Source organism: Streptomyces sp. NPDC005151, from assembly GCF_053599875.1.
In genome coordinates, this window is record NZ_JBSFYR010000004.1 from 133,617 (window position 1) to 160,155 (window position 26,539).

Annotated in this window: 20 protein-coding genes and 3 pseudogenes; 10 read left to right on the forward strand and 13 right to left on the reverse strand. The window is 70.0% G+C overall.

Going from position 1 to position 26,539, the window contains the following annotated elements; translation table 11 throughout:
- Positions 1 to 243: 243 nt before the first annotated feature.
- Positions 244 to 1,152 (reverse strand): universal stress protein, encoded by a 909-nt coding sequence (locus tag ACWD6R_RS04415; protein ID WP_451817320.1) that lies wholly within the window; start codon positions 1,150 to 1,152, stop codon positions 244 to 246.
- Positions 1,153 to 1,246: 94 nt separating this feature from the next.
- On the opposite strand from ACWD6R_RS04415, the gene ACWD6R_RS04420 reads away from it, so the two are divergent.
- On the forward strand, positions 1,247 to 1,465 hold the full coding sequence (locus tag ACWD6R_RS04420) for a CBS domain-containing protein (protein ID WP_451817321.1): 219 nt from the start codon (positions 1,247 to 1,249) through the stop codon (positions 1,463 to 1,465).
- Between the two features lie 499 nt (positions 1,466 to 1,964).
- On the opposite strand, the gene ACWD6R_RS04425 is transcribed toward ACWD6R_RS04420, so the two are convergent.
- From ACWD6R_RS04425 to ACWD6R_RS04440, 4 genes and pseudogenes are all read right to left on the reverse strand, one after another.
- A complete protein-coding gene (locus ACWD6R_RS04425; protein ID WP_451817361.1) occupies positions 1,965 to 2,897 on the reverse strand; it encodes an Rv1733c family protein in 933 nt (310 codons plus the stop codon).
- Between the two features lie 62 nt (positions 2,898 to 2,959).
- A pseudogene (locus tag ACWD6R_RS04430) lies at positions 2,960 to 3,370 on the reverse strand (Hsp20/alpha crystallin family protein); the annotation flags it as partial.
- A 202-nt stretch (positions 3,371 to 3,572) separates the two neighbouring features.
- Positions 3,573 to 6,035 carry a glycoside hydrolase family 65 protein gene (locus tag ACWD6R_RS04435; protein ID WP_451817322.1) on the reverse strand — a complete coding sequence of 821 codons (2,463 nt, stop codon included), beginning with the start codon at positions 6,033 to 6,035 and terminating at the stop codon, positions 3,573 to 3,575.
- Entirely contained in the window at positions 6,035 to 6,793 is a 759-nt protein-coding gene (locus ACWD6R_RS04440; protein ID WP_451817323.1) for an HAD family hydrolase, read from the reverse strand. Before ACWD6R_RS04440 ends, ACWD6R_RS04435 begins: the two co-directional genes overlap by 1 nt.
- 503 nt (positions 6,794 to 7,296) lie before the next feature.
- Here ACWD6R_RS04440 and ACWD6R_RS04445 point away from each other — a divergent pair.
- Both ACWD6R_RS04445 and ACWD6R_RS04450 read left to right on the forward strand, forming a co-directional pair.
- On the forward strand, positions 7,297 to 7,755 hold the full coding sequence (locus tag ACWD6R_RS04445) for a cyclic nucleotide-binding domain-containing protein (RefSeq protein ID WP_451817324.1): 459 nt from the start codon (positions 7,297 to 7,299) through the stop codon (positions 7,753 to 7,755).
- A gap of 107 nt (positions 7,756 to 7,862) precedes the next feature.
- Positions 7,863 to 8,570, forward strand: a complete 708-nt coding sequence (locus tag ACWD6R_RS04450) for a response regulator (RefSeq protein WP_451817325.1) — start codon at positions 7,863 to 7,865, stop codon at positions 8,568 to 8,570.
- Between the two features lie 34 nt (positions 8,571 to 8,604).
- Here the strand turns inward: ACWD6R_RS04450 and ACWD6R_RS04455 are convergent, their stop codons facing one another.
- From ACWD6R_RS04455 to ACWD6R_RS04465, 3 genes are all read right to left on the reverse strand, one after another.
- Positions 8,605 to 10,320, reverse strand: coding sequence for a GAF domain-containing protein (locus ACWD6R_RS04455; RefSeq protein WP_451817326.1), 1,716 nt, complete (start codon positions 10,318 to 10,320; stop codon positions 8,605 to 8,607).
- Between the two features lie 613 nt (positions 10,321 to 10,933).
- The gene (locus tag ACWD6R_RS04460) at positions 10,934 to 11,614 is read right to left on the reverse strand and encodes a helix-turn-helix domain-containing protein (protein ID WP_451817327.1); all 681 of its coding nucleotides are present in this window, start codon (positions 11,612 to 11,614) and stop codon (positions 10,934 to 10,936) included.
- A gap of 19 nt (positions 11,615 to 11,633) precedes the next feature.
- The gene (locus tag ACWD6R_RS04465; protein ID WP_451817328.1) at positions 11,634 to 12,707 is read right to left on the reverse strand and encodes a zinc-dependent alcohol dehydrogenase family protein; all 1,074 of its coding nucleotides are present in this window, start codon (positions 12,705 to 12,707) and stop codon (positions 11,634 to 11,636) included.
- 234 nt (positions 12,708 to 12,941) lie between these two features.
- Between ACWD6R_RS04465 and ACWD6R_RS04470 the strand changes: the two genes are divergently transcribed.
- Positions 12,942 to 13,946, forward strand: coding sequence for a zinc-binding alcohol dehydrogenase family protein (locus tag ACWD6R_RS04470; RefSeq protein ID WP_451817362.1), 1,005 nt, complete (start codon positions 12,942 to 12,944; stop codon positions 13,944 to 13,946).
- Between the two features lie 388 nt (positions 13,947 to 14,334).
- Here ACWD6R_RS04470 and nhaA read toward each other — a convergent pair whose 3' ends face one another.
- Positions 14,335 to 16,224: a Na+/H+ antiporter NhaA gene (gene nhaA, locus ACWD6R_RS04475; protein ID WP_451817329.1), complete on the reverse strand. Its 1,890-nt coding sequence runs from the start codon at positions 16,222 to 16,224 to the stop codon at positions 14,335 to 14,337.
- A 1,346-nt stretch (positions 16,225 to 17,570) separates the two neighbouring features.
- On the opposite strand from nhaA, the gene ACWD6R_RS04480 reads away from it, so the two are divergent.
- Positions 17,571 to 19,016: a glyceraldehyde-3-phosphate dehydrogenase gene (locus ACWD6R_RS04480; RefSeq protein ID WP_451817330.1), complete on the forward strand. Its 1,446-nt coding sequence runs from the start codon at positions 17,571 to 17,573 to the stop codon at positions 19,014 to 19,016.
- A gap of 491 nt (positions 19,017 to 19,507) precedes the next feature.
- Here ACWD6R_RS04480 and ACWD6R_RS04485 read toward each other — a convergent pair whose 3' ends face one another.
- Positions 19,508 to 19,927: a PPOX class F420-dependent oxidoreductase gene (locus ACWD6R_RS04485; protein WP_451817331.1), complete on the reverse strand. Its 420-nt coding sequence runs from the start codon at positions 19,925 to 19,927 to the stop codon at positions 19,508 to 19,510.
- 391 nt (positions 19,928 to 20,318) lie between these two features.
- On the opposite strand from ACWD6R_RS04485, the gene ACWD6R_RS04490 reads away from it, so the two are divergent.
- Positions 20,319 to 21,218 (forward strand): YihY/virulence factor BrkB family protein, encoded by a 900-nt coding sequence (locus ACWD6R_RS04490; RefSeq protein WP_451817332.1) that lies wholly within the window; start codon positions 20,319 to 20,321, stop codon positions 21,216 to 21,218.
- A gap of 156 nt (positions 21,219 to 21,374) precedes the next feature.
- Here ACWD6R_RS04490 and ACWD6R_RS04495 read toward each other — a convergent pair.
- A pseudogene (locus tag ACWD6R_RS04495) lies at positions 21,375 to 21,772 on the reverse strand (hypothetical protein).
- A 382-nt stretch (positions 21,773 to 22,154) separates the two neighbouring features.
- Positions 22,155 to 22,460 carry a hypothetical protein gene (locus ACWD6R_RS04500; protein WP_451817333.1) on the reverse strand — a complete coding sequence of 102 codons (306 nt, stop codon included), beginning with the start codon at positions 22,458 to 22,460 and terminating at the stop codon, positions 22,155 to 22,157.
- 23 nt (positions 22,461 to 22,483) lie between these two features.
- Between ACWD6R_RS04500 and ACWD6R_RS04505 the strand changes: the two are divergent.
- Positions 22,484 to 22,609: pseudogene (locus ACWD6R_RS04505) on the forward strand (IMP dehydrogenase); the annotation flags it as partial.
- A gap of 89 nt (positions 22,610 to 22,698) precedes the next feature.
- Here the strand turns inward: ACWD6R_RS04505 and ACWD6R_RS04510 are convergent.
- Positions 22,699 to 23,808, reverse strand: coding sequence for an MGDG synthase family glycosyltransferase (locus tag ACWD6R_RS04510; protein WP_451817334.1), 1,110 nt, complete (start codon positions 23,806 to 23,808; stop codon positions 22,699 to 22,701).
- A gap of 175 nt (positions 23,809 to 23,983) precedes the next feature.
- On the opposite strand from ACWD6R_RS04510, the gene ACWD6R_RS04515 reads away from it, so the two are divergent.
- The 3 genes from ACWD6R_RS04515 to ACWD6R_RS04525 are packed head-to-tail and all read left to right on the forward strand — an operon-like array spanning position 23,984 to position 26,523.
- A complete protein-coding gene (locus tag ACWD6R_RS04515; RefSeq protein ID WP_451817335.1) occupies positions 23,984 to 24,817 on the forward strand; it encodes an SDR family NAD(P)-dependent oxidoreductase in 834 nt (277 codons plus the stop codon).
- Between the two features lie 42 nt (positions 24,818 to 24,859).
- Positions 24,860 to 25,726 (forward strand): DMT family transporter, encoded by an 867-nt coding sequence (locus ACWD6R_RS04520; protein ID WP_451817336.1) that lies wholly within the window; start codon positions 24,860 to 24,862, stop codon positions 25,724 to 25,726.
- Entirely contained in the window at positions 25,720 to 26,523 is an 804-nt protein-coding gene (locus ACWD6R_RS04525; protein ID WP_451817337.1) for a polysaccharide deacetylase family protein, read from the forward strand. Before ACWD6R_RS04520 ends, ACWD6R_RS04525 begins: the two co-directional genes overlap by 7 nt.
- Positions 26,524 to 26,539 lie beyond the last annotated feature (16 nt).

A 26,539-nucleotide genomic window follows, 5' to 3' on the forward strand; every position in this document is an offset into this window, starting at 1 on the left:
GGTACCGGTGTCCGGCGGCTTGCGCGGGCGCAACAGAACGCCTGACGGTCACCTCCTCGCCGACGCAGCCTGTCCCGATGAAGGCCCGGTTCCCGGCGAGGAACCGGCCCCAATCCGGTCCCCGAAGAGCCGGCGCCGCCTTTGAGGACTCGCTACCGTCCACCCCCGCAACCAGGTTGGGGAGCTCCTGGGTGACATGTTCGGCATCGCCCACGACGGCAACCGGACAGCGCGCCTCACTGTTCATTGCCGCTCACTCGTCGTCCGCTTGCCATGCCGCGGGATCAGCTCGACCGGGCAGTTCGCATGGTGCAGCAGGCTGTGGGTGACCCGGCCGAGCGTCGGGCCGAAGTTCCCGGGCGAGCGTCGCCCGCCCATGATCAGCAGATCCGCGTGCCGACTCGCCTCAACCAGGATACCGGCGGCGGACATGCCCTTCTCCGCATCCGCCTCCACGGTGAGTCCCGGGAAGTCGGCACGGATACGGTCCGCCACTCCCGTCAACGTGCGAACGTGGTTGCGAGCCATCTCGTCCACGGCGTCGAGCATCGTCACGACATTCCCGACCGACCCCAGCACGTTCCATACGTGCAGAAGCCGCAACGACGCCTTGCGCAGCTCCGCCTCACTCGCCGCGTGACGTGCGCATTCCAGGTCGTGCTCGTCGTGGACGGCGGCCAACACGACATCTGCCGCGGGAGCGCCTTCGGTGCCGCGCACCACGACCACCGGCGTCCTGGCACCCGCAGCAACCTTCAGACCGACCGAGCCGAGCAACAGTGAGTTGAAACCTCCGCGACCACGGTTGCCCACCACGATCGTGCCGTGGTTTCCCGCCGCGGTGTGCAGGCTCACCACCGGTTCACGGCGGCTCAGCTCCTTCGTCACGCTCAGGCCGGGGTAACGCTCGGACACCATGGCTGCGGTCTCCTCGAGAAGATCTCGACCCGCGTGCCGAACCTGCTCGATGGTTTCCATGGACGCGTAGATCATCCGGCTGTCCGTGTCGGCCGCGTAGACGAGGTGCAGAGGACGATCACGCCGTAGTGCTTCCTCGGAGGCCCACAGCACTGCCCGCTTGGCGGGCTCGGAGCCGTCCACCCCGGCCACGAGCGCTCCGAGTACCGGGCCACCCTTGTCGCTGGTATTCATGGTTCCTCCTCACCGAAGGCTGCCGGTGCAGCTCCCACCCTGGCACCGCGCCCCCGCGCTGCGAGAGGGCCGCTCAGGACCCCGCGGGGGCCGAATGTCCCTGTCGGTTCCGCCGCCGCCAACTCCTTCTAAGGATGTCGCGAAGTTGCTCGCACAGCACAACATGAGCGGACTCCCTGTGCTCGACAGCGAAGACCGGGTGGTCGGTGTCGTCTGCGAGGGTGACCTGCTGGTAAGACGGACGGGCAGCGAGCCGGCGACTGGCGCCGCTCCCGATGGCGCGGGCCGACGGCCACCACCGCGGGAGCCGTGACAAGGCCCTACCCCCTGCGCCGGTGCCCACGCTCGGAGTATGGACATCCCCTCCCCGGGAGGAATCGTGCAGCACCTGCGCACCGTCAACGACGTGATGACCCACGCCGCGATCCCCGTCGACCGCGGAGCGGTCCTCCAGGACATCATGGAGTCCATCCGGTCGTGGCGGACGACGGGCGGGTCGCCGGTGTGGTCTCCGAGGCGGACCTGCTACCCAAAGCGCAGGGGGTGGACGTGCCGCGCTCCGTTACCGCCGGACATCTCATGACCGCGCCGGCGGTGCCCGTCGCTGTCGTCGCCCACCGGTGAGGAGCGGCGGCTCCTGCCCTTCACCGACCTGGATGCGCGGCATCGGATCACGCCGCCGCCGCGCCGCCTCTCGCGCAGAGAGGCCGCGCGGGCCGGTGCCGAGTTCCCGGCGCAGTAGTGGAAGCGGCTCCAGCGGGTCCGGGCTCGGCATCGAAGCAGATGCGGTGGTCCTGGCGCCGGTGGATCCGTCAGTCGTCATCGGCCCCCGAGTCCCGGCGCAGCCGGCCGGACCAGCGCGGCTCCACGCGCTCCCACTCCTGGTCCCATTGGGCGAGGCTGCGCGTCTCGACGCGACGGAGCCTGAGGCGGACAACCAATCCGGCGGACAGGGCAACCACGCCCATGGCACAGGCCCCTGCTGCGGCGGCCTGCACGGCGCGTTCTCCACGGGAAGGCGGGGCAGCCGAAATCCTGCCCGAGTCATCCACCCACAGCGTGACCGTCCGGCCCACCGGCGTATGGGGGGTGACTGCGATGGTGTCCGTATGAGGCTGGGAGGCGGGATACTCCCAGAAGGCCCGAGCCGTTGCTTCCGAAGCCCCCGCAAACCGGGCAGGGAGTCTGTCTTCGGCCTTGCTGACTGTTGTCGCCGCCACCTGGTGGCGGTGTCGGGCCTCGTGCTGTGCGGTCACGCTGTCGGCGTCCCAGACTTTGATTCCGACAGCAACACCGCAGAACACTGCCACGAGCACACAGAGCACGGAAGCGGCGAGCCAGCGGCTGCGTACACGGTCGGCAGCCCGCTGCAGCGGATTCGGGCGGCGCTCGAACGGTCGTCGCATTCGGCTTCCGTGCCGCTTCCGGGGCCATATGGACTCGGGTCCGGGCGAGTCGGACTGGAACATGTCACGCCTCCGCCCTGTGCCGTCGCCGTACCCGCACGCAGCGGTGGGTTCGGCACCTGGGAGATGAGCTCGGGTCCGGCCCCCCGGAAGAGTGCGGAAGTCTTCACCCCGGCCCGCTCCTGTGCGGGGCGGACACCGCCACCAGCGGTATGCCGCGCGACGCTGCACCGGCGTCGACCGGGCTCCTGCCGCACGGACCGGGGTGGCCGTTGCGTCAGGCCGTGGGGCGTTCCCGTCGGCGCAGCACCCTGCGTCGCCACCGCCCGGCCCCGGCATATCGGCCACCGCCGTCCTGACGGCTTTCCGCCGCCGTCCGCCGTCCGCGCAACGGGGATCCCGTGCACCGTTTGTCGCGGCTCGGGTTGCAGGGGCACCCACACGGTGAGGATGCCGTCCTCGTACGCCGCCTCGACGCCTTCCGTCGGAATCTCGGCCGGCAGGCGGACGCTGCGCCGGAACGAGCGGTAGCGGAACTCCGAGTGTTCCTTCTCCCGCCTGCTCTCGGTGTGCTCGGCGCCGATGGTGGGGGTGTCGCCCTCGACCGAGATCCGGATGTCTTTCTCGGGGTCCGTCCCGGGAAGTCCGGCTCGCGGCACGTACTGCCCGTCCTGGTCGCTCACCTCGATCGGGATCGGGTGAACGTCGATGGTCGGCCGCCCCACCGGGAACCGGGGGAAGCCGGCGCCGAACCAGTCCATGAGGTCGGGGAAGAGGCGGCCGTGCCTCCGCTCCATCTGCGTTCCTGACATCGTGTGCTCCACTTCCGGCGCCCGGGGGCGCCATCATCGATGTCCTTCTTCAATTTCGTCCTGCAGAGGACACTTCCGCTTGGGGCCAACGGGCCCCTGCGGGGGCCGTCCGGCCCCTCTCTGCCGGCTCGCCTCGGCGGGTGTATCGAGGACACCTCGCTCGTTCCGGTCGCAACCCCGCCGGTGCGTGCTGTGGAGGCCGTCAGTCCTGACGGCCCTTCCTGTGACGGCGGGCGGGGCGTCGGTCCGACGGCAGATCGAGCCATCGCACCGTGCCGGGGACGATCACGTGGGTGCGGCCGCCCAGGACCAGCCGGACGGCCGGGTGGTGGGAGTCCGGTACCGCGATCCGGAGCCGCTGTGCCCGTATCCGCAGGTCCACCTCGTGTCCGCGGAATCCGATGCGTACCCCGAATTTCGAGAGCTGGGGAAGCGGGGCCGGGGAGAGCCAGAGTGCGTCGTCACGGGTCTCCAGCCCGGCCATCACGCGCTGCACGAAATCGAGGGTGCCGGCCATCGCCCCCAGATGGATGCCTTCCGCCGTGGTGCCGCCCTGGATGTCGACCACGTCACCGGTCAGCGCCTCCTTGCAGTACGCCCACGCCTCCTCGCGGTGCGCCCGTGCCAGCACCCAGGCATGAACCAGGGAGCTGAGGGTGGAACCGTGGCTCGTACGCGCGAGGTAGTAGTCGACGGTGGCGCGCCAGGTGTCGTCGTCCAGCACATGTCCGAGACGCCGGAACAGGCCGCCGAGTTCTCCGGGTGAGAACAGGTAGCCGAGCATCAGCACATCGGCCTGTTTGGATGCCTGGTAGCGGTTGACCGTGTCGCCCTCCGCCTCAAGGATGCGGTCGAGCCGCCGGATGTCGCCGTAGCGCTTCCGGTAAGCGGCCCAGTCGAGTTCGTCGAGTTCTCCGTAACCGGCGAACTGGCTGATGACACCACGGTGATACGGCACATGCAGCCGACGGGAGACGTCCTCCCAACGCTCCAGCTCCGCGGGGTCGAGGCGTATGCGCTCCAGGAGGAGCTTGCGCCGGGGCTCGGGCAGGTCGCGGTACAGCTCCGTGGCCCGTGCCAGCACCCAGGCCGCCGTCACGTTCGTGTACGTGTTGTCATCTATGCCTGCAGTCCCGGCTCCCGGATAGGCGTCGTGGTACTCGTCGGGGCCGACCACACCGCGGATGCGGTACCGGGACAGCGGCGCGTCCCATACGGCACTGTCCGCCCAGAACCGGGCGATCTGCAGCAGCATCTCCGCGCCTTTGGAATGGAGGTAGTCCGTGTCCGCGGTGGCCTGGCAGTACTGCCACACGTTGTAGGCGACGGCCGAACCGACGTGATGCTGCAGATGGGAATGGTCGGGCAGCCAGCGCCCCGAACGTGGGTTGAGATGGAGTTCCTGGGTCTCCTCCCGGCCGTCGTCGGCACTCTGCCAGGGGTACATGGCCCCGGCCCGCCCCACCTGTTGTGCCGCGCGGCAGGCCGCGGGCAGCCTCCGGTGGCGGTAATCCAGAAGTTCCCGGGAGACCTCCGGGAATTGCAGACTCAGGAACCTCAGCACGAAGAGCTCGTCCCAGAAGACATGGCCCCGGTACGCCTCCCCGTGCAGCCCTCTCGCCGGTACGCCCACATCGAGCTCTGCCGTGTGCGGGGACAGCGTCTGCAGCACGTGGAAGAGGTGAAGTCGCAGAATCCTGCCCGCTTCGCCCGGAACCTCGATTCGGCTCCGCTGCCACAGGCCGGCCCACGCCCGATGGTGCGAGGCCAGCAGCTCGGTGAACTCCGGGGCCGTCCGCACACCGGCCACAGCAGCCCGCAGCGGGCTGCCGATCGCCGGGTCACGCGACGTGTGCAGCGCCACCGTCTTGTCCACGACGGCGTCGCATTCCGGATCCAGCGGCAGCACCAGTGTCTGGAAGATCTTCCGTGGGATCTGCCGGGGACGGGGACGCCGGCCGGACTCATCCGGCTGCCGCCCATGACCGCCCGACGTGGCCACGATGCGGGAGGCCAGCGCGAAGGCGATGTCCGACTCCACGGTGCGACATCTGAGCCACACCACGTCGTCCTGTTCCGTTCCGGTCGACCAGCCGGTCAGATGACAGTCCGACAGATCCCGGTACCGCGCGACACCGGCGTTCCGGATGTCGCCATCGATCGCCGCCTCCACCTCGATCGCCCCCACCCACCCGGTCGCGGTGAAGGCCGTGTGGAGGGCGGCGAGATGCGGGTTGCCCATGTGCACCAGACGGCACTGCTCGACATACAGGCGACGGCCTGCCTCGTCCTGGTAGACGGACCGGCGGGTCAGCGTGCCGCGGCGCAGATCGAGCGTCTGCCGGTGTTCCGCGAGATGTTCGTGGTCCGGTGACAGCCACGGTCCGGGGGCCGTACCGGCGGGGCGGATGCGGTAGCGCAGCGGCAGCCAGTTCGGCAGGTTGACCAAGTCGGCGTTCTCCACCTGCCGGCCCTGGACCGATGAGGTCAGCCGGTCGTAGCAACCCGCCATGTAGGTGCCCGGGTAGTGGGACCTGCTTGTGATGGTCTCGGATGCGGCTCCACGGGTGGCGAAGTACCCGTTGCCGAGCGTGCACAGCGCCTCGCGCAGCCGCTCCTCCTCCGGCTCGTACCCCTCGTACGACCACTCCCAGGCCCCCGCCATCAGTCGTCGCCGATCAGCAGTTCACCGGGATCGGACACCACGATGTCGGCGCCACGGCGCCGCAGGTCCGCGGCCTCGCCGGGACCGCCTGTCCGGTCCACGCCGACCACAAGTCCGAATCCGCCGCGGCGGCCCGCCTCGACACCGGCCAGGGAGTCCTCCACCACAGCGGTTTCCGAAACGGGAACCCCGAGGCGCCGCGCCGCCTCGACGAAGAGCGCGGGATCCGGCTTTCCCGCGAGCCCGAGCCGCCGCGCCTCATTTCCGTCGACCACGGCACCGAACTGCCCGATGAGGCCGGCCCGCGACAGGAGTTCCGTCGCGTGGCGGGAGGCGGACACGGCAGCACAGGGGATCCGCTCACTGCGCAGCGCGTGAAGGAGACAGACCGTGCCGGGCCAGACATCGACCCGGTGGGTGCGCAGCATTTCCGTGAACAGCTCGTCCTTGCGTGCGGCGACCGCCCCTACCGTCGCGGTACCGGGCGGGTCGTCCGGACTGCCTTCGGGAAGGTCCAGGCCTCGCGACGCGAGGAAGGCCGCCGCGCCGTCCTGCCGTGAACGGCCGTCGACGTGGCGGAGATAGTCGTCGACCGGATCGAAGGGCCGCTGTCCCTCCCGCTCCGACAGACAGGCGTCGAATGCCTTCTTCCAGGCCGCGGCGTGGCTCCGGGCGGAGTCGGTGATCACTCCGTCGGTGTCGAAGACCACGGCCCGCACGGAGTGCAGGCACGGGGCAAGAGACGGTACAGCTGCCATGAGCGGGGCGGTCCCTTCGCCAGGGGTTCCTTTCATGGCATCACGGTTCCGGGACACTGGCGCGTCGTGGACCTCAGTAGGGCAGCGGCCGCCCGGACGGAGTTCGCAGGTCGAGGGGCGGAGGCCCCGAGGGAGACGGTGGGCGACGGACGATTCTGATGCGGCTCACTGCCACCACCTCCTGGCGCTCACCGGGTATGTGCCCAGGTGCGTCCTCCACAATCCTGCGGCGTGAGATCCGAGCCCATGGGCCGATCGGTCCCGGACCGCCCCCCGTACGGCCCAAGCGGGCGGGTCGCTGAGCGGATCACCGTGAAAATGCACGTGGAATGCCGGTCAACGGGCTGATGCCGTTCAGCGGGTTCGGGTACGGCAGACCCCGGGGGTGCCCGATGACCGAGCCTCCCCCCGGAGCCCCGCCTATCGTTCATACCGAACGGTCGGGCACGCGGCCGGGCTGCCACGCGCGGAGCCGCCATCGCCCGCCAGGGACGGAGGACCCCATGTCGACGCACAGTCTGCTCGACACGCTCCCGCCCGAGAGCCGGCAGCTCCTTCTCGACACGGCGGCACACGAAGTGCCGCTGGTCCTCGACTCACGCGTCTTCGAGGAGGGCAGGCGGGCCGACCGTTTCTGGATCATCCGCTCCGGCCGGGTCGAGGTCGACCTCCATGTGCCCGGCCGCCGCCCGGCGGTCGTCGAGACCCTGGGCCAGGACGACCTGCTGGGCTGGTCCTGGCTCTGCTCCCCGCACGTGTGGCACATGGGCGCACACGTGGTCCACGCGGGTCAGGCCCTGGAGTTCGACGCCGCGACCGTCCGCGCGCTGTGCGCGGCCGATGCGGTGCTGGGCCGGGCGGTGTACAAGTACGTGGCCGAGACAGTGGCGGAGCGGTTGTACGGAACGCGGACGAGGTTGCTCCAGCTGTACGGTCCCCAGGCCGACATCGCCGAGGACTGAACGGCCCGGGTGGCACAGGGGCCGATCGGCTCTGGTGCACCGTCGGTGTGCGGGCCACGATGAACATGGGGCCGGTGGCAGAGCCCTGCAGAAGCGAGGTGAGCGCCATGAGCGGCGAAGCCGCGTTCTCCGCACAGCATCCGATCCGCGTGTTCCTGCTCGACGACCATGAGGTGGTCAGGCGCGGGGTACAGGATCTGCTCGACGCGGAACCCGACATCGAGGTCGTCGGCGATGCCGGTACGGCCGATCACGCGCTGGCCCGTGGCCCTGCGCTGCGCCCGGATGTCGCAATCCTCGATGTGCGGCTCCCGGACGGCGACGGGATCAGCGTCTGTCGTGAACTGCGTTCACGGATGCCGGAACTGGCCTGCCTGATGCTCACCTCGTTCGACGACGACGAAGCACTGCTCGACGCCATCATGGCGGGCGCAGCAGGCTACGTGCTCAAGGAGATCAAGGGATCCGACCTCGTCACAGCCGTCCGCACGCTGGCTTCCGGGCGCTCCACCCTCGATCCGGCGACCACCGCACGGCTGATGGACAGCCTGCGCGGAGAGGGTTCCGGCACCGAGGCCGAGGATGCGCTCTCCGTACTGTCTCCACGGGAGAAGGACGTTCTTGCTCTGATCGGTGAAGGACTGACCAACAGTCAGATCGGCAAACGCCTCTATCTGTCCGAGAAAACGGTCAAGAACCACATTTCCCGCCTCCTGGCGAAGCTCGGCGTGGAGCGCCGTATTCAGGCAGCCGTGATCGCCGCGCACAGACCGGCACCGTCCTCGCCGCCCTCGGCGAGCGGTCGCGAGTACTGACGCCGACGCCGCAGCCTGCCGCGCGGTCCACGGATCACGTCAGCCGCAGAGGCACGCGCCACCTCACCCGGGTGCCGCCCTCCGCCGATGGCTCGACCGTCATGTCACCGCCGAGGTTCTTGGCGCGCTGCGCAAGGTTGTCCAGCCCACTGTGTGCGCCGTCGTGTTCCGGCATGCCCACTCCGTTGTCGGACACGACCAACGTCAGTGCTCCCTCACCGACCACCATCGAGACGTCCACCGAGGTCGCCCGGGCATGGCGTGCGACATTGCTGAGCGCTTCGCCGAGCACCGCGATCACCTGGTCCGCGGTCTCAGCCGGCACATCTGTGTCGATGAGCCCTCCCATGCGGAGAGACGGCTGGAAGCCCAGGGCACGTGCGGCCTGCTCCACCGCGGTCAGCGTGCGGACGCGCAGCCCTTGTCCGGCACGGCCCGATTCGCGTGCGCGGAGGCCGAAGATGGTGGACCGGATGATCTTGATGGTCTCGTCGAGATCGTCCACGGCCCGCAGCAGCCGTTCACTGGCCTGGGGGTGGTCCACGAACCGCACCACGCTCTGCAGGGTCATACCGGTGGCGAACAGTCTCTGAATGGCGAGGTCGTGCAGGTCCCGGGCGATCCGGTCCCGGTCCTCCAGCAGGGCGATCTGCTCGGCGGACTCGCGCCGTTCCGTGAGTTCCATCGCCAGCGCCGCCTGCCCGGCGAACGTCAGCAGGGGCGCGGTCTCCCACTCGGTGAATGCGGGACGCTCCCGTACACGGGCCAGCAGCAGCACCCCCAGGACCCGTCCCCCCGTCTTCATCGGCACCGCGACGGCCGGACCGAGCCCTGCCCATCGCGGGGGCCCGGCGGTGATCCTCGGATCACACTCGATATCGAGGCTGATGATCGGCTCGCCCGCGTGGAGAGCTGTGCCGACGAACGAACCTTCGCGTGGCAGGACCAGTCCGCGGTGCGTGTCGGCGTCCACGCCGGCGGCTATCGCCACCCGCAGGGCGCCCTCCCCCTCGGGGAGCGCCAGAACACCCAGGTCGGCGGAGAGGATACGCGAGGCATGGTCGACGATCATCTGCAGGACGTACGCCTCGTCCACCCCGCTCAGCAGACCCTCGACGATCTCGCTGTTGGCCTCCTGCCAACGCTGCCGGTCGCGCGTCTCCGAGTACAGGCGTGCGTTCTCGATGGCGACCCCGGCTGCCACGGAAAGGGTGGAGAGCACCGTCTCGTCCTCGGCGTCGAAGGCGCGGCCGCCCCGTTTCTCGGTCAGGTACAGGTTGCCGAACACCTCGTCGCGGACCCGGATGGGCACCCCCAGAAACGAGTGCATGGGGGGATGGTTCGGCGGAAACCCGTGGGACGACCGGTGGTCGGCGAGTTCCTTGAGCCTCAGTGGCACGGGGTGGCGGATCAGCTCGCCGAGGATGCCGTGCCCCTCGGGCAGCGAGCCGATGGCTTCCCTCTGTTCGTCCGTGATGCCCACGGGCAGGAACTGCGCAAGGCGGGTTTCCTCGCCGAGCACCCCGAGGGCTCCGTACTCGGCATCGACCACGACGACCGCGGCTTCGACGATCTGGCGCAGCACCCGCGGCAGATCGAGCCCCCTTCCCACCGACATGACGGCGTCCAGCAGCAGCGCCGCCTCGGCGGGGCCGCGCTTCGAAAGATCGAGGCGTTCCTGGAGGTCGCCGGGGAGTGTGCCGAGCCGACGGCGTTGCTCGCCGTTGCGGTCAGTGCCCTTGTCGCCCACGGTGCCTCCGCCGTGGCCCGCGCGTCACGGGCGGGCCATATGTCCACGGTAGCGGCCGAACACCACGCGGCACCCGGTGGAGCGCACCCGGGGGAACGCGTCCTGGTACGGAAACCTCCTGGCCGACGCGTCCTGAACGGGCCCGCCGAGGAGCCCGTCCGGCCCGACCGAGGGATGAATGACCCATATCCCCGGGGAGGACGCCCACTCCATCCTCAAGACGTTCCGACCGATATCCGCTTCCGGAGGCCCCCGATGCTCGCGCAGACGCTCGACGACACGATGGCGTCGGGCCTCGTCTCCGATGCGCACCACAGCTCCGTCCATGCACAATGCCCAGCCCTGGCAGTTCCACTACGGACGTTCCCGTCGCGCCCTTACTCTTCGGGCGGATTCCAGCCGTGCCATGCCGGACCGTCGTCCCCCCGCTCGCCTTCGTCCCCGGCCATGTCTCACCCCATCCCGGTGGCTCCGCGACTACGGCCATGTCCTGGCCGGTCCGCGGGTTCCGCCTGCGCGCCCCGGCACCGGGCAGTCGCAGCCCGCTCGAACTCCCGCCCGCTGCACACCGTTTGCGGCGCGAGTGGCGTGCCGGCGACGACAGGCAGCTCTCTCACTTCTGCACCACGCGACGCCCGGTGATACGAGTGGGGGTGACCACCATCCAGTGGGTGCGGGGGCCACCCGCCCAGGGAAGGGAGGGGGCAACATGGTCCAGTCTCTGAATGGCCTGGGCAGCGGTGACACCTGATGCATCGCCCACCACCAGCACACTCCAGCCCTGGCTCATCACGTCGTCGATGTGATCGGCCTCGAAGGCCACCTCGGTTCCCGCGGACGCGGCCAGAAGTCCATCGCCGGTGGTCCGGAACGCGATCTCGTTGCCCGCCAGCACGTAGTTGACCGGGAAGACGGCCGGCCCGTCCGCCGTGACGATCGCGATCCTTCCCACACCGTGGCTGGAAAGCAGTCGAAGGCACTCGGTGTCACTGAGCGCGACGAGTTCGGCGCCCGGCAGTGCCGCTGCCCTGCCGGGGGGACGTTCCACCGCCATACCGGTCAGCTCGGCCACAGTCGTCTCCAACGCATCGGCGAGGCGCACGAGAACGCTGACGGCCGGTACAGCAGCCCGGTCCTCCACATAGGCGATGTACGAAGGAGCGGAGCCGCAGCGTTCGGCCACCTCCTCACGGGTGAGACCGAGTTCCTCACGGCGCGCTGCCACGCGCCGCCCGAGGTCGCTGCGGCCGGTCGGGGACTCGCTGGAAGCGGATGGAGGCGTGCCCTCGCTCATGGTCTTCACGTCCTTCGGGTCACGGCAGGTCGGGGACGGAGACGGCGTTGTGCTGCGGGCCGCCCAGTGCCACCTTGAGGGCACCGGTTTCGGCGGCGCGGGAGAAGATGTCGTACGCCTCCTCCATCTGGCCCAGCTCGAAGCGGTGGGTGATCAGCGAAGCCGACGGGAGGCGCCCTGCGGCCATCATGCCCAGCAGCATGGGCGTCGAGTGGGTGTCCACCAGCCCGGTGGTGATCGTGATGTCCTTGATCCAGAGGTCTTCGAGGTGCAGGACCGCAGGCTTGCCGTGGACCCCGATGTTCGCGACCCGGCCGCCCGGGCGGACCATCCGGGTGCACATCTCGAATGTCTCCGGTATGCCGACGGCCTCCATGACGACATCGGCACCGAGTCCATCGGTGAGGTCCTCGACGAGGCGCTCGGGTTCCTCGCTCGCGCTGACGGTCGCGTCCGCACCGAGTGCGCGCGCGGTAGCCAGCCGGGACTCCGCGAGGTCCACCGCGATGATGCGGCCGGGGCTGTACAGACGCGCGGTGATGATGGCCGCCAGACCGATCGGCCCCGCACCGACCACGACGACCGTGTCGCCGGGCCGCACGTTGCCGTTCAGCACCCCGACCTCGTACGAGGTCGGGAAGATATCGGCCAACAGGACCGCGTCGTCACTGTCGACGGCGCCCGGCAGCGGATGTACGGACAGGTCGGCGAACGGCACCCGCACATATTCGGCCTGGGTGCCATCGATCGTGTGGCCCAGCACCCAGCCGCCGCCCCCGCGGCACTGACCGTACTGACCGCCGCGGCAGAACCGGCAGCGTCCGCAGGCGGAGATGCACGAGATCAGCACGCGGTCACCGGGCCGCACCGTCCGGACATCGCCGCCGGTCTCGACCACGGTGCCCACCGCTTCGTGCCCGAGCACACGACCCGGAACCACCTCGGGCACATCACCCTTGACGATGTGCAGATCGGTGCCGCAGATAGTGACGGTGTCGACGCGGACGATCACATCCGCGGCGTCCTTGATGCCGGGATCCGGTACGTCCCCCCACGCGGTCCGGCCGGGGCCCTGGAAGACGAGTGCCTTCATGACATCGCCCTTCTTCCTGTCAGGTCCAGTACGGGGCACTGCCAGGCTGACTCGGCAGGAGCTCGGTGCGCATGGGCCGGATGGTCCCCGGGCGAGGACCCGGCGGGCCATCCACTCCCGCCGACGCAGCAGCGGCCCCGATCTGCGATTCCCGAGGCGCATGCGGAAACCGGCCGGTTTGCCGGACCCACCCAGCGGCCGCAGGCTGGAGGTATGGGGCTCCCCCACTCACAGATGCTCAGCGGCTGGGCCGTCGGGACACCCGGACCGATCGGTACCGGTCCCCTGATACGGAGACACCGCCAAGTGAGCGCGCCCGCCCCGGATGAACTCCTGCTGCGGGTGGAAGCCTGCGGTGTCTGCCGCACGGACCTGCATCTCGCCGAGGGGGACCTCACTCCCCACCGTCCGTCGACGATTCCCGGGCACGAGATCGTAGGCCGCGTGGCAGCAGTCGGCGAGGCGACCGGCGTGTTCCGTGTGGGCGACCGGATCGGCGGTGCCTGGTTGCGCCGTACCTGCGGGTCCTGCCGCTACTGCCGCTCCGGACGGGAGAACCTGTGCCCCCGGTCCACGTACACGGGGTGGGATGCGGACGGAGGCTTCGCCGACCTGGTACTTGTTCCCGAGGCGTTCGCCTACCGGCTCCCCGAGTCCCAGGACGCGGCCCTGCTCGCCCCTCTCCTGTGCGCGGGAATCATCGGCTACCGGTCGCTGCGCCGCAGTGCGTTGCCGAAGGGTGGCAGGCTCGGAATCTACGGTTTCGGCGCGTCGGCCCATCTGGCCGCTCAGGTGGCTCTGGCCGACGGCGCGACCGTCCATGTGATGACGCGTTCCGCGCAGGCGCGTGAACTCGCTCTGTCCCTGGGTGTTTCATCGGTCGGCGGCGCCTACGACAGCCCACCGGAGCCGCTGGACTCGGCGATCCTGTTCGCTCCGGTGGGTGATCTGGTGCCGGTGGCCCTGGAGGGACTCGACCGGTCGGGCACCCTCGCGATCGCCGGTATCCACCTCTCCGACATTCCCGCGCTGAACTACCAGCGACATCTCTTCCAGGAGCGGAATCTGCGGAGCGTCACCTCCAACACCCGCGAGGACGGCCGCGACTTTCTCGAACTCGCCGAACGCATCGGTATCCAGGTCAGCGTCAGCCGCTATCCCATGAACCGGGCTGATCAAGCACTGGCCGACCTGGCCGCGGACCGCGTGAACGGCGCCGCGGTGCTCACGCCGGACTGACAGGAATCCGGCCCGGCGCCACTCAGACCGACCGGCAGCACGCTGCGTGCAGCATCGTCAGCCCGGAGGAATGACGGCAACCAAGCCATGCGCGTGCGACCGTCCGAGTGCCGAGCCGTGTGTCGAACACGGTGCCATCCATGGCGTCCTCCCGATGCAGTGGACCTGCTGAGCGCTCTTCTCTCACCATTGCCACGGAGCCCGAGTGGCGAGGAGGGCCAACGGCATCGATCCGGGGGCCCGGAAGTCCCGGAAGCGACCTCCGCCCGGCTCCAACGGCTTCAGACGCCTCCGTACCCGCCGGAAACGCAGAGCCGACATCCACGAAGCCTTCCCCGGACTCGCCTGCTGCCGGAACGCCGTGCCGTCACCGACTGCATCCGGCGGATCACCCCGTCAGTCCTGCGCGCGCACGGGCTGTTCGCACCGCGGCGGACAGCGCGTCGATGTCGTAGGCGCCGCGGTGCAGCAGGCCGTTGATGAAGAATGTGGGGGTTCCTGTCACCCCGCTCAGATCGGCCGATTCCCCGTCCTCGGCGACCCGGCCGGCCCCCGCGTGGGTGCGCAGACTGCGACGGAAGCGCTCGGCATCCAAGTGAAGTTCGTCCGCGTAGCGCATCAGGTCGGGCACCCGGAGCGCGCCTTGGTGCTCCAGGAGAAGGTCGTGCATCTGCCAGAAGGCCCCCTGATCCGCCGCGGCCTCGGCGGCCTCGGCGGCGAGTTGCGCGCCGGGATGGACATCGGTGAGCGGCAGGTGCCGCCACACGTAGCGCAGATCGCCGAAGTCGGCGAGAAGGTCACGGACCACGGGTTCGGCCTGGCCGCAGTAAGGGCATTCGAAATCGGCGTACTCGACCAGCGTCACCGGAGCGGTCATCGGGCCCCGGACGTGGTCACGATCGGGGTCGACCGGGACCGCGAGATCGATCACCCTCTCGGCCGTGCCGAGCAGTACCCGTGCACGCCGCTGCGGCGGCAGGAGCCTGATCGCCATCGCCACGGCGCAGGTCGCGAGGAAGGAACAGGCCACCGCGCCCAGGATGCCCACCTTCGCCTCTTCGAGCCGGTCTCCGTCGAAGGCGAGCGTGGAGATCAGCAGGGCGACGGTGAACCCGACCCCGGCGATCGTGCCGCCCCCGGCGAGGGCGCCCCAACCGACCGGAGGCCTCAGCCGATTGCGGCTCAGCCGGGCAAGCAGCCAGGAGGCACTGGTGATGCCCACCGGCTTGCCGACCAGATAGCCGAGCAGGATGCCCAAGGTGACCGGGGACGTTGCCGCCCGCGACACCAGTCCCGCGTCGATGGTGATGCCGGCATTGGCGAGGGCGAACAGCGGCACGATCACATAACTCGTCCACGGGTGGTACATCCGTTGCAGCCGCTCATTGAGCGACAGCGCCGACGCCAGTCCCTGGCGTGCCGAGCGCTCGAGCTCAGGTGTGGGCTGCTCGCGGAATGAGATGAACAGATCGCTCGCGCGTTCCAGGTCGCTGCGCGCCGCCGGGTAGGCGTAGGTCAGCAGTCCCATGGCCAGACCCACGACCACCGGATCGACACCGGACTTGAGCAGGGCGACCCAGGTCGCGGCCCCCATCAGCAGGTACGTCAGTCCGTGGCGCACGCCCGCCGCCCTGACCAGCAGGATCAGGCCGAACAGGGTCACGGCGGAAAGCAGGGCGGGCACGGTGATGTGCTCGCTGTAGACGAGGGCGATGACCACCAGAGCCAGCAGGTCGTCGACGACGGTCACCGTGAGGATGAACGTGCGCAGCGCGTCGGGGAACCGTCGTCCCAGAATCGCCAGCATGCCCAGGGCGAACGCGGTGTCCGTGGACATGGCCGCCCCCCAACCGTGGGCCGAGGCACCGCCCGAGTTGAACGCGAGGTAGACCCCGACGGGGACGATCATGCCGGCGAGCCCTGCGGCCAGGGGCAGCATGACCCGCTGCCGCTCCCGGAGCTCGCCCATGTCGAACTCCCGGCGCGCCTCCAGCCCGATGACGAAGAAGAAGAACGTCATCAGGCCGCTGTTCACCCACTCACGCAGATCCAGCGATACCCCTGCCGATCCCACGGTCACCGACAGATGCACCTCCCAGAAGGATGCGTACGCCCCGGGAGCCGCGTTCGCCCACACCAGTGCCGCCACCGTGGCGGCCGGCAGCACCGCCGCGCTGCCGGCCTCGGTCCTGAGGAACGCGCGCAGCGGGGTCCGGGTCTCCGGGGCACGTGTGCTCTGCTCCCGGAAGGGAGAAGAGGAGGAGGGATCATGTGTCACGGGGGCATCACCGTGTGCCGTGGCCTTGTCGGCGGCGCAATGGACCACCGGCGGCCGCACGGCGCTCAACCGCCTCATGCTTCCGGGTTCCTCCCGGGACAGGCTGCGGGTGTGATCGAGCGCGGCGTCGAGCACCATGGTGAGGGGAGCGGGAGAGCGCCGTGACCGAGCCGGTAACGGCCGTCCTTCGAAGGCCGCCTGCTAGGCACCCCCCGGAGTCTTCCGCCCCGGGCCGACCACTCGGCACACCGGCTGAGGCCGCTCCGCCTGCAGCCCGGCGGGCGAGACGGTCCCCGCCGCAGCGACTGGTGCAGGCCCGCACGATGTCTGCTGTCACCTTCACCAGTGAAGATCCCCTCGAAGTCCTTACCGTCGACAGCCCGCCACTGAACCTCGTGTCCCATAAGACCATGTGCGCGCCGGAGAACGCGATCATTGCCGCCGCGACGCGAGGGCGAGGGCACAGCTCATGGGCGCCGAGGGCGAGAATGTCGTGGCCCGCGCAGACGTCCGCGGCTTCCACGAGAAGTCCGCGGCCCGGGCCCGCGTCATGTCCGGCCGAAGCCTCCCGGTGCTGACCCGGCTCGAAGAACTCGCCCTGCCGACGGTCGCTGCAGTTCAGGGATGTTTGCCGGGCCCCCGGCCGGATGACCCGCCTCGACACGCCTCTCGCCGACCGGACCGTCCGCGCGGTCGCTGATCTCCATGAGCACCCGGGCGTTCTGCCCGCGGCCATCGGCACCCACGGGCAAGCACTCAGCGCCTGACGGCTGCATTCTGCACCCTCGTTCGGCTCAGGCACCGGCCCGTCGGCAGCGCGGGCGGACACGTTCAGGGCAGCGTGGACGACGTAGCCCGCCCGGGAGTCCTTCGCACGTCGACCGGGCGGGCCGCTTCCCCCACCGGCTCTTCTCCGTGCGCCGTTGTGCTGCGGGAGCGCGACGGGCGGTCCGGGTGCGTTCCTGGTGCGGGATCGACGGCCTCCGGTCCCTTCCCTGGATCGTGCGAACCCTGCACCGGGCGCCGGGGCCCGCCCGGCAGCGAAGGCAACTGATCGTCACCCCAACACATCCGGGACCGAGCGCGTCGAGGTTCTTTTCCTGTACGGGCGGCCACTGCCCCCTCGACGGATGGCGTCGGCACCGAGGCCGACGAGGATCACCTCGGGGGGCAAGCCGGGATAGATCCTCGCAAATCGAGCGCCATTACCCGGCACGGCAGCCCATTCCCTGTCCTGATGTGGCCATGGGGCCCGATCACGGGATCCCGCTCAGGTGGCACCGGGTGAATGATCGAATCGGCGGGCGGTTAGCATATGAGCACCGCCTAGCTCGAAAGATAAACCTGTGACTGTCAACGAGGACTCGTTCACCAACTGGAAGAACCGCGAGGAGATCACGGAGTCGATGATCCCGATCATCGGGAAGCTGCATCGGGAGCGGGACGTCACAGTCCTGCTTCACAGCCGCTCCTTGGTGAACAAGTCGGTGGTCAGCATCCTCAAGACCCACCGATTCGCCCGGCAGATCGCCGGTGAGGAACTCTCGGTCACCGAGACGCTTCCGTTCCTGCAGGCTCTCACCACGCTCGATCTCGGCCCTTCCCAGATCGACATCGGCATGCTCGCCGCGACGTACAAGACCGACGACCGCGGTCTCTCGGTGGAGGAGTTCACCGCCGGGGCCGTCGCCGGGGCCATGGGTGCCAACAAGATCGAGCGCCGCGAGCCGCGCGACGTCGTCCTCTACGGCTTCGGCCGCATCGGCCGCCTCGTCGCCCGCCTGCTCATCGAGAAGGCCGGCTCCGGCAACGGCCTGCGGCTGCGCGCCATCGTCGTCCGCCGGGGCGGCGACCAGGACATCGTCAAGCGCGCCTCGCTGCTGCGCCGCGACTCCATCCACGGCCAGTTCCAGGGCACGATCACCGTCGATGAGGCGAACAGCACGATCGTCGCCAACGGCAACGAGATCAAGGTGATCTACGCCAACGACCCGTCGGAGGTCGACTACACGGCGTACGGCATCAAGGACGCCATCCTCGTCGACAACACCGGCAAGTGGCGCGACCGCGAGGGCCTGTCGAAGCACCTCCGCCCCGGCGTCGCCAAGGTCGTGCTGACCGCGCCGGGCAAGGGCGACGTCCCCAACATCGTCCATGGTGTCAACCAGGACATGATCAAGCCGGACGAGCAGATCCTGTCCTGCGCGTCCTGCACCACCAACGCGATCGTCCCGCCACTGAAGGCGATGGAGGACGAGTACGGCGTCCTGCGCGGCCACGTGGAGACCGTCCACTCGTTCACCAACGACCAGAACCTGCTGGACAATTACCACAGCTCCGACCGCCGCGGCCGCTCGGCGCCGCTCAACATGGTCATCACCGAGACCGGTGCCGCGTCCGCCGTCACCAAGGCGCTGCCCGACCTTCAGGCGAAGATCACCGGCAGCTCGATCCGCGTCCCGGTGCCGGATGTCTCGATCGCGATCCTCAACCTGCAGCTCGCGCGCGAGACCACCCGCGAGGAAGTCCTCGACTACCTCCGCAACGTGTCGCTGACCTCGCCGCTCAGGCGCCAGATCGACTTCATCAGCGCCCCCGACGCGGTCTCGAGCGACTTCATCGGCTCGCGCCATGCCTCGATCGTCGACGCCGGGGCCACCAAGGTCGAGGGCGACAACGCGATCCTCTACCTGTGGTACGACAACGAGTTCGGCTACTCCTGCCAGGTCATCCGCGTCGTCCAGCACGTCTCCGGAGTCGAGTACCCGACCTTCCCGGCCCCGGCGGTCTGATCTCAGCGGACTGTCCGGTCCGGTGCCTCGGCAGGCGGGGCGGCGGTGGGGCGGCAACCTGATACCGATCGGCATCAGGTTGCTCTCCCACCGCCGGCCGCCACCGGCAGCGGAGTGGGCCGTACGCCCGGCTACCCCCGGGTGGCCTCTGGTCACGACGTACGCCCCTCCGCGCAGCCCGCTGACAGTCGGCAGACTCCCCTCGCCCGGACAGCCGCCGCCTGCCTCGGGTCGGGGATGTGCGGATCCGGGCTGGAGTGCTGGTCCGGACAGGGGCAGGCCGGGCCCCTGTGCGACTGATGTCGGTACGGGCGGCAAAGCCCCGCCTGGGTGACGAGGCGTTGGTTGCGCCCGGCTCGGCGGCGACTGCCACCCCCCGCTCGGCGTCTGGCGCGTACAATCGCCAGGCGCAGAGTCGCCCTTGTAGAGGTCGTGCGCGGGTGATCCCGACAAGGCGGAGAGCGTGCGTGCCGGACACCGCGGCGCGCAGGTCAGCCGGGCTGGCTGTTCTCCTTGAGCGTGCCCCAGCCGTGCCAGCGGTCGATCTCGATCCAGGCGCTGACCCGGCCGCGGTCCCGCTGCGGGTACGGCGTGCCGAGGTACTGCTGGGCCAGGCGGTCGATGTCGGTGAGGTCCTTGTCGTCACGTACGTCGGCGACGTGCCCGATGATGCTGAGGTGGGTGTACCAGTTCCCCTCGTCGAGCACGGTGAGCGTGACCCGGGGGTCGTTGCGGATGTGTTCGAGCCGCTTGCGGCCCTCATCCATGTTGACCAGGATCCGGCCGTCGCACCAGAGGTACCAGGTGGCCGTGGACACTGGCTGACCGTCGGCCCGAAGCGTCGCGATGACAGCCGGGTTGGGCTTCTTCAGCATGGCGATCGCGGTCTCGGGAAGCGGTGGATTCGACACGGAATCTCCTCCTCGGTGATCCATTCTCGGTGATCCATTGGGCTGCATGTTCACCGTGCCACATCCCGGCGTGCCGAAGGCCTCACGGCCCGTCGGACCGGACCGCGCGCCGCAGCTTCGGGTCAACGGATGGCATCGCGTCCCGTGCGGCCCGTGCCGAGTACACGAATGGGCTGGTGGCGGAGAGGGCGAGGCGCGCGCGTCCCGCATCTGGGCAGCCAGGACGGACTCGTCCGGTAGTGCATGGCCCTGGACACGGCAGGAGTACGACCCATGATCGGAGGCACGAGGAAAGGTGGTAGCAAAGGACGTCCGTACCCCGGGGGATCCACTGCCTCCCCCGGCGCCGCCAGGCCGCGCCGTGCCTGACCACGTCCCCCCGGAGACCAGCGTGCCCAGCAAGACCACACCCACCGCCTCAGGACCCGTCCCTCGCCAGGGCGCGCCCTCGGGGCGGGCGGCCCACTACCGGGCCGCCCTGCGCCGCACCCCCGTCTCCCTGTGGAACGACGACCTCTCGGACTGGGCCGCCGCCCTGACGTACTACGCCATCCTCGCCCTTCTCCCGGCGCTCCTGGTCACCGTTGCCCTCATCGGCCTGGCCAACCCCCGAGCAACCGACGCGCTGATCGCCGACATCACGGCCTTCGCTCCCGCGGAGTCCGGCGCCGCGCTGCGCGAACCCCTGGAGGCCGCGACCCAGGAACGTGGCGCCGTGTGGCTGCTGGTCGCGACGGGGACCATCAGCGCCGTGTGGTCCGCCTCCAGCTATCTGGCCGTCTTCCGCCGTGCTCTGCACGCCCTGTACGGCGTCCGCGACACACGGCCCGCACTGCGCAAGGCGCACATCATCGTGACCACCGCCGTCGGACTGCTCCTGCTGATGATGACCAGCGCGTTCGCGCTGGTGCTGACCGGGCCGCTGGCCCACTGGCTGGGACACCGGATGGGCCTCGCACACGCGAGTGACACGGTCTGGACGCTGCTGAAGTGGCCCATCCTGATATTTCTCGTCGCCTGTCTGATCACGGTGCTGTTCCGTACCGGCCCGGCGGCGGCCAAGGGGCAGCGGCGAGGGCTGCCCGGCGGAGTGCTCGCCGCGACCCTGTGGCTCGTGGCATCGGCCGGGTTCACCTTGTACGCCACCCACATCGGTTCCTACAGCCGGCTGTACGGATCGCTCGCCGGGCTCGTCGTCTTCCTGATCTGGGTCTGGTTCACCAATCTCGCTCTGCTGGCCGGGGCCCAGTTCAATGTCGAGCTGGCACGGCCAGTGCAGGGAGCTCGGTAACAGCGTCACCGCGCCGGTGCGTCGGTGGCGGCGTCGCGGGGCCGCTGTTCCGGGGCAGGCGGCGAAGGCGGCGTCCATGAGAGGCGGGCACGTTTCTGTTCGACGCCCGCGCCTCCGCATCTGACCACCGTGCTGATTGCGGCGCCGGACGAGTGGCTATGCCGTTCCGCTCTCCCCCTGCGGGTCCGCATTCCACGTCAGCGGAAGATGGCTGCCGCAGAAGACACAGACGAAGTCGTCCTCCCGCACGATGTTCTGTTCCTGGCATCGTTCGCACGCCCCGACTCGTGGGTGAAGCCCATTTCACCGGCGCCAAGAACCCGCTCGCCGCCGGCGCACGCCACGTGTTCACTACGACGTGGTGCAAGGCGCAGCAGACCGTCCGGACCGACGACGAAGGTGAATGGTTCTTCCAGCTCCCCCTGCGCGCGCTCAGAAGCCCAGCCTTCGAGGTCGGCCATCGACCTGATGATCTGCCCCTCGTCGCCAGGGCGGACCGCGTCCCGCAACTCAACAGGTCCCACATACCGGTAAGTCCGCCCCCGCGCATTCACGCGGACCAACCTGGACCACGTCCACAACACGCCCTCGCCCCGATTCTCGGGATCCACATCCGCGGGCGGTCAGTGGCGGAAGGCGGCCGTCGGGGACTGGGCTGCCCACGCCCGCCAGACGTCAGCCGTCGATCAACCACGGGACCGGCGCCCCCTCTCAACACCGACGAGCCGCGAGTTCCTACTCCGGTTCAGCGTCCGAAAATGCGTCGCCGTGCGGTGTGAGCTCCCAGCCAGCAAGAAAATCGTCGCGGACCCGGACTCCGAGCAAGAACGCGCCAACTGCAGGGCCGGGGTGCGCCGGTTGGCGCGCAGCCGGCCCAGGAGCGGTTTCTCAGCATGTGATCAGAGTCTAAGCGATCCGATCATGCCAAGCCGGTGGTCACTGCTTCCGCTTTACCGGCGTGAACGGGCCGGTCTCGGGGGCTCCGAATGCTTCGACGACGGCCTTTGTGCCGGTCACTGAGCCGTCCAGGCAGAGCGAGCTGCCCATAAAACGCAGGTCGAGGAAGAACCGCGTGGTCGCGCCGGACTGCTTGAGGTCGTGGATGCGCTCGTTGATGTAGCCGAGATCGTTCAGGACCGTCCTGACCTGGGCGGGCATGGGGTCTGCTATGACGCTGAGCGCCTTGGTGATGCGTTCGACATGGAGGCGACCCTCGCACTTCTCAATAGCGCCCAGCTCCACTTCCTGCGGCGTTGCGGGGGCGTCGGGTCCGGGACGGCCGTATCGACCCGGGCAACGTATTCGATCTGACGCTGTCCCTCGACGAGGTCGCCGAGGGATACCGCGCCATGGACGAGCGCCGCGCCATCAAGGCACTGCTGCGTCCCTGACGCGGCCCCGTGCCGCTGACGCGAGCGTGGCCCGCGTCGGCGGCACACCGCCCGGGTACAAGCGTCCGTACGTTCCCGCTGTACGCCGCTCACCAGGCAACCAGTTCGGCCGCGTCTGCGGTGAAGACAGCCTGCCCGGCGGCGATCCGTCGGTCCCGGTCGGGGCCGGGGCGCAGCAGCCGGTCCAGTGAGCTGAGCAGCCCGATCGTGTCGGCAGCGTGTTCGGTGAGGCCTGCGGCGGCCATCTCACCGACGCCCTCGGCGCCGTGGCCGGGGATCGGCCGGTATCCGACGACCGGTACGCCGGCGGCGAGGGCCTGCACGGCTGTCTGCCCCGCGGCGTTGTCCACCAGGGCGCTCGATGCCGCCATGAGCTCAGGCAGGTCCTCGACCCAGCCCAGCGCCAGGACGCCGGGAAGCATCGCAGCGCGGGTCCGCAGTCGTTCGTCCTTGCCGCACAGCAGCACCGGAAGGTGGCCTGCGCCGGCGAGCAGGAGCGCGGTGGCGGTCAGCCCCTGCCCCACGCCCCAGGCACCGGCCGAAAGCAGCACGGCAGGCCGGCCGGGGCCGCGCCGCGCGAACTCCCGCGCCCAGCGCGACGGCCGCTCGCCCGCATTCTCGTGGGCCGCCGCGGCGAAGGCCGGAGGCACGACCGGGCCGCACACCTCGGCCGGGCGTCCGGTCCTGGCACGGATGCGTGCCGCGGCGGCCTCGGTCAGGCACAGGTGCAGGTCGTTGCCGGGATGGAGCCACTGCCGGTGTACGGCGAAGTCGGTGACCACGACCGTGCTGGGCGGGCAGTCACCGCTCTGAGCCCGCAGCCGCCCCGTGACCTGAGCAGCCTGGTGGAAGGTGGAGACGAGCGCATCCGGGCGCCAGCGCTCGACGACATCGCGCAGGCGTGGCTCCAGGGCTGCGGCCAGCGGCCCGGTGCTCGGCGCCCAGCCGTTCCGGTCGCGCTGGTCTCCGCGGTCGCAGAAGAATGCCGAGTAGACCGCCGCGTAGGTCCCTGGGCAGTGGCGGAGCGCCGTGCGGTATGCGGCGCGCAGCCCACGCCCGGCGCCGGGGGGCAGCATGTCGAGGAGGTCCACACGCGCGGTCAGATGGCCGCCGGCCCGCAGCCGCCCGGCCAGTTCGGCGGCCACGGCGTCGTGTCCGGCGCCCATGCTCGCGCTGACGATCAGAATCCGGCGTCCCATTCTTGGATATTCCTCGCATCGCGGCCGGTGCGCCAACCCCGGACGGGCGGGCCGTTAGCCCAGGTGCGGACGAGCGCGTTTGCCGGTGCGCTGGTTGCATGAAGGATGACTCGGTAGGGGCCGCTACAGGCTGGTGCTTCACCAGGATGTCGGCGGCCCCGGAGGACGGAAACCCATGCGCAAGAGCCACCCAGCCCGCGGCACCCCGGCAACCGGGACCGACGCGACGCAGTCGGTTGCGGCCGGTCCGCCCGCCCCCGGCCCGCGGCCTGTCGTGTTGATCACCGGGGCCTCCTCCGGTATCGGCGCCGAAATCGCGTCACGGCTCGCGGCCGGCGGGCGATGGGAGCTGCTGCTCAACGGGCGGGACGAGGGCCGGCTCGGCAGTGTCGCCGCCCGCACCGCCGGTGCCGCGCTGCCGATGGACCTGGCCTCCGAGGAGGGCTGCCGCAAACTGGCCGAGGCGGCACTGGCGCACAGCGGAAGAGTCGACGCGCTCGTCGCCGGTGCGGGGCTCGGCTGGGCGGGCGCGTACACCGACATGCCGCCCGCCACGGTGGACCGTCTGGTGAGTGTCAACATTTGCGCCGTACTCCACCTCGTCCGCCTGGTGCTGCCGCAGATGGTGTCCCGCGGGTCGGGCCGGCTGGTACTGATCGGCTCTGTCGCCGGCCGGTTCGGTGTACGGGACGAGGCGGTCTACGCGGCAACGAAGGGCGCGCTGATCGCGTTCGCGGAGAGCCTGCGCTACGAACTCCGGGGCACGGGCGTCCAGGTCTGCCTGGTGCTGCCAGGTCCCGTGGACACGCCGTTCTTCACCCGCCGTGGCACCCCGTACACACGGTCCTGGCCACGGCCGGTACCCGCCGGGCGGGTCGCGGCGGCGGTCGAGAAGGCGCTCGCCGGTGGCCGGGACGAGATCACCGTGCCGCGCTGGCTGGGCGTGCCGGGGCGGCTGCAGGGCGTGGCTCCGCAGCTCTTCCGCAAGCTGGCCATGCGGTTCGGCTGAGCGGGCCCCCGGCAATGGACACGCGCGCAGGGTGGGTGACACGTGATCATCGTCTCCGTGATGCTGGCGCTGTTCGCCGCGCTCGGGAACGCGGCAGCCTCCGTGCTGCAGCGCCGCGCTGCGGCAGCGGACCTGCCCGGCCTCACGGGCAGCCATCGCCTCGGGAGCCTGAGCTTCGTCCGCCGACCGGCCTGGCGCTGGGGTGCGGGACTGCTGCTCGTCTCGGGGCTGGCGCAGGCCCTCGCCCTGGCGACCGGGCCACTGGCTGTGGTGCAGCCGGTGATGACGACGGAGCTCCTGTTCACGTCGGTGCTGGCTGCGGCCGTCTTCCGGCGGCCGCCCGGGGCGCGGACCTGGGGGGCGTTCATCGGTATGGCGCTGGGCCTGGCGGCCTTCCTCCTGCTGGCCAGTCCGACGGGCGGCGTGGAGACCGTGCCGCCGAGGAGGTGGCTGCTCAGTGCTGTGCCCGCCGTCGCCGTGTCACTCGTGCTGATCATGGTGGGAATGGGGTTGCGGGGCTCCGCCCGTGCGGCGGCGCTGGGGTCTGCGACCGCCATCGGCTTCTCCTTCACCGCGGCGCTGATCAAGGACACGCTCGGTTTGCTGTCCGGCGGAGTCGGGGTGCTGTTCACAACGTGGCAGATCTACGCGGCCGCGGCCGTCGGCCTGGGCTCGTTCCTGATGCTGCAAGCCACGTTGCGGGCGGGCTCGCTGGCCGCCTCGCAGCCCGCGCTCACTCTCGGCGACTCATTGCTGAGCGTCATTCTGGGCGTCCTGCTGTTCGAGGAGCGGATCGAACTGGGCTGGCGGGTGCTGCCCGAGGCTGCGGCGCTCGGGCTCATCGCGTTCGCCAGCGTGCATCTGAGCAGTTCCCCCGTGGTCTCCGGAAAGGACGAACAGCGATGGTAAGACGCTCCGCCGCAGGGCGGACGGCGGTGTCGTCCGGCGCGGTGGCCGGCGCTCTGGGTGTGGCCGCCGGGGTGGCTGCCGCGTGGCACATGGGGCCCGCCGCCACCTGGCTGCCGCCCGTACGGAGGATCCTCAGCCCCGCGCTGGACGGCCGCGGTCATCCCTCTCACGTGGCACTGACCTTCGACGACGGGCCGGACCCGGTCAGCACCCCGCACGTCCTGCACGTCCTGGACAAGTACCGGGTGCGGGCCACCTTCTTCGTCGTCGGCGACTCGCTGGAACGTCATCCCGCCCTCGGCCGGGCGCTTGTGGCGGGTGGCCACGAGGTCGCGGTGCACGGCTGGCATCACGAGCGCCCCTGGTTCCCCACACCGCTGCGCGACGTACGGGAGGTGAAGCGAACCGCCGCCGCGGTACAGCAGATCTGTGGGACCGTCCCGCAGTGGTACCGGCCGCCCTACGGCATCCTCACCGGCGGCCGCCTGGCTGCTGCCCGCCGCGCCGGGCTGCGACCGGTGCTGTGGTCGGCATGGGGCCGGGACTGGACGGCGGACGCCGATGCCCGCTCCGTAAGGGCATCGGTCCTCGCAGGTCTGACCGGCGGTGGCACCGTGCTGCTGCACGACGCGGACGGATGGAGCGCGCCGGGCGCGTGGCGAGCCACGCTGAATGCGTTGCCCGGCCTGCTCGCCGAGTGCCGTCGACTCGGTCTGAGCGTCGGCCCGCTGGCCGAGCACGGCATCGGACACGTCGAAACCGGCACACGCCCTCGCCGGACGCAACGCCACGGGTGACCAATCACTGGATGTG

Coding starts and splice junctions, on each gene's coding strand:
- ACWD6R_RS04415 (WP_451817320.1), bottom strand. CDS start 1,152: ATGAATACCAGCGACAAGGGTGGCCCGGTACTCGGAGCGCTCGTGGCC.
- ACWD6R_RS04420 (WP_451817321.1), top strand. CDS start 1,247: ATGTCCCTGTCGGTTCCGCCGCCGCCAACTCCTTCTAAGGATGTCGCG.
- ACWD6R_RS04425 (WP_451817361.1), bottom strand. CDS start 2,897: ATGCCGGGGCCGGGCGGTGGCGACGCAGGGTGCTGCGCCGACGGGAAC.
- ACWD6R_RS04435 (WP_451817322.1), bottom strand. CDS start 6,035: ATGGCGGGGGCCTGGGAGTGGTCGTACGAGGGGTACGAGCCGGAGGAG.
- ACWD6R_RS04440 (WP_451817323.1), bottom strand. CDS start 6,793: ATGGCAGCTGTACCGTCTCTTGCCCCGTGCCTGCACTCCGTGCGGGCC.
- ACWD6R_RS04445 (WP_451817324.1), top strand. CDS start 7,297: ATGTCGACGCACAGTCTGCTCGACACGCTCCCGCCCGAGAGCCGGCAG.
- ACWD6R_RS04450 (WP_451817325.1), top strand. CDS start 7,863: ATGAGCGGCGAAGCCGCGTTCTCCGCACAGCATCCGATCCGCGTGTTC.
- ACWD6R_RS04460 (WP_451817327.1), bottom strand. CDS start 11,614: ATGAGCGAGGGCACGCCTCCATCCGCTTCCAGCGAGTCCCCGACCGGC.
- ACWD6R_RS04465 (WP_451817328.1), bottom strand. CDS start 12,707: ATGAAGGCACTCGTCTTCCAGGGCCCCGGCCGGACCGCGTGGGGGGAC.
- ACWD6R_RS04470 (WP_451817362.1), top strand. CDS start 12,942: ATGCTCAGCGGCTGGGCCGTCGGGACACCCGGACCGATCGGTACCGGT.
- ACWD6R_RS04510 (WP_451817334.1), bottom strand. CDS start 23,808: ATGGGACGCCGGATTCTGATCGTCAGCGCGAGCATGGGCGCCGGACAC.
- ACWD6R_RS04515 (WP_451817335.1), top strand. CDS start 23,984: ATGCGCAAGAGCCACCCAGCCCGCGGCACCCCGGCAACCGGGACCGAC.
- ACWD6R_RS04525 (WP_451817337.1), top strand. CDS start 25,720: ATGGTAAGACGCTCCGCCGCAGGGCGGACGGCGGTGTCGTCCGGCGCG.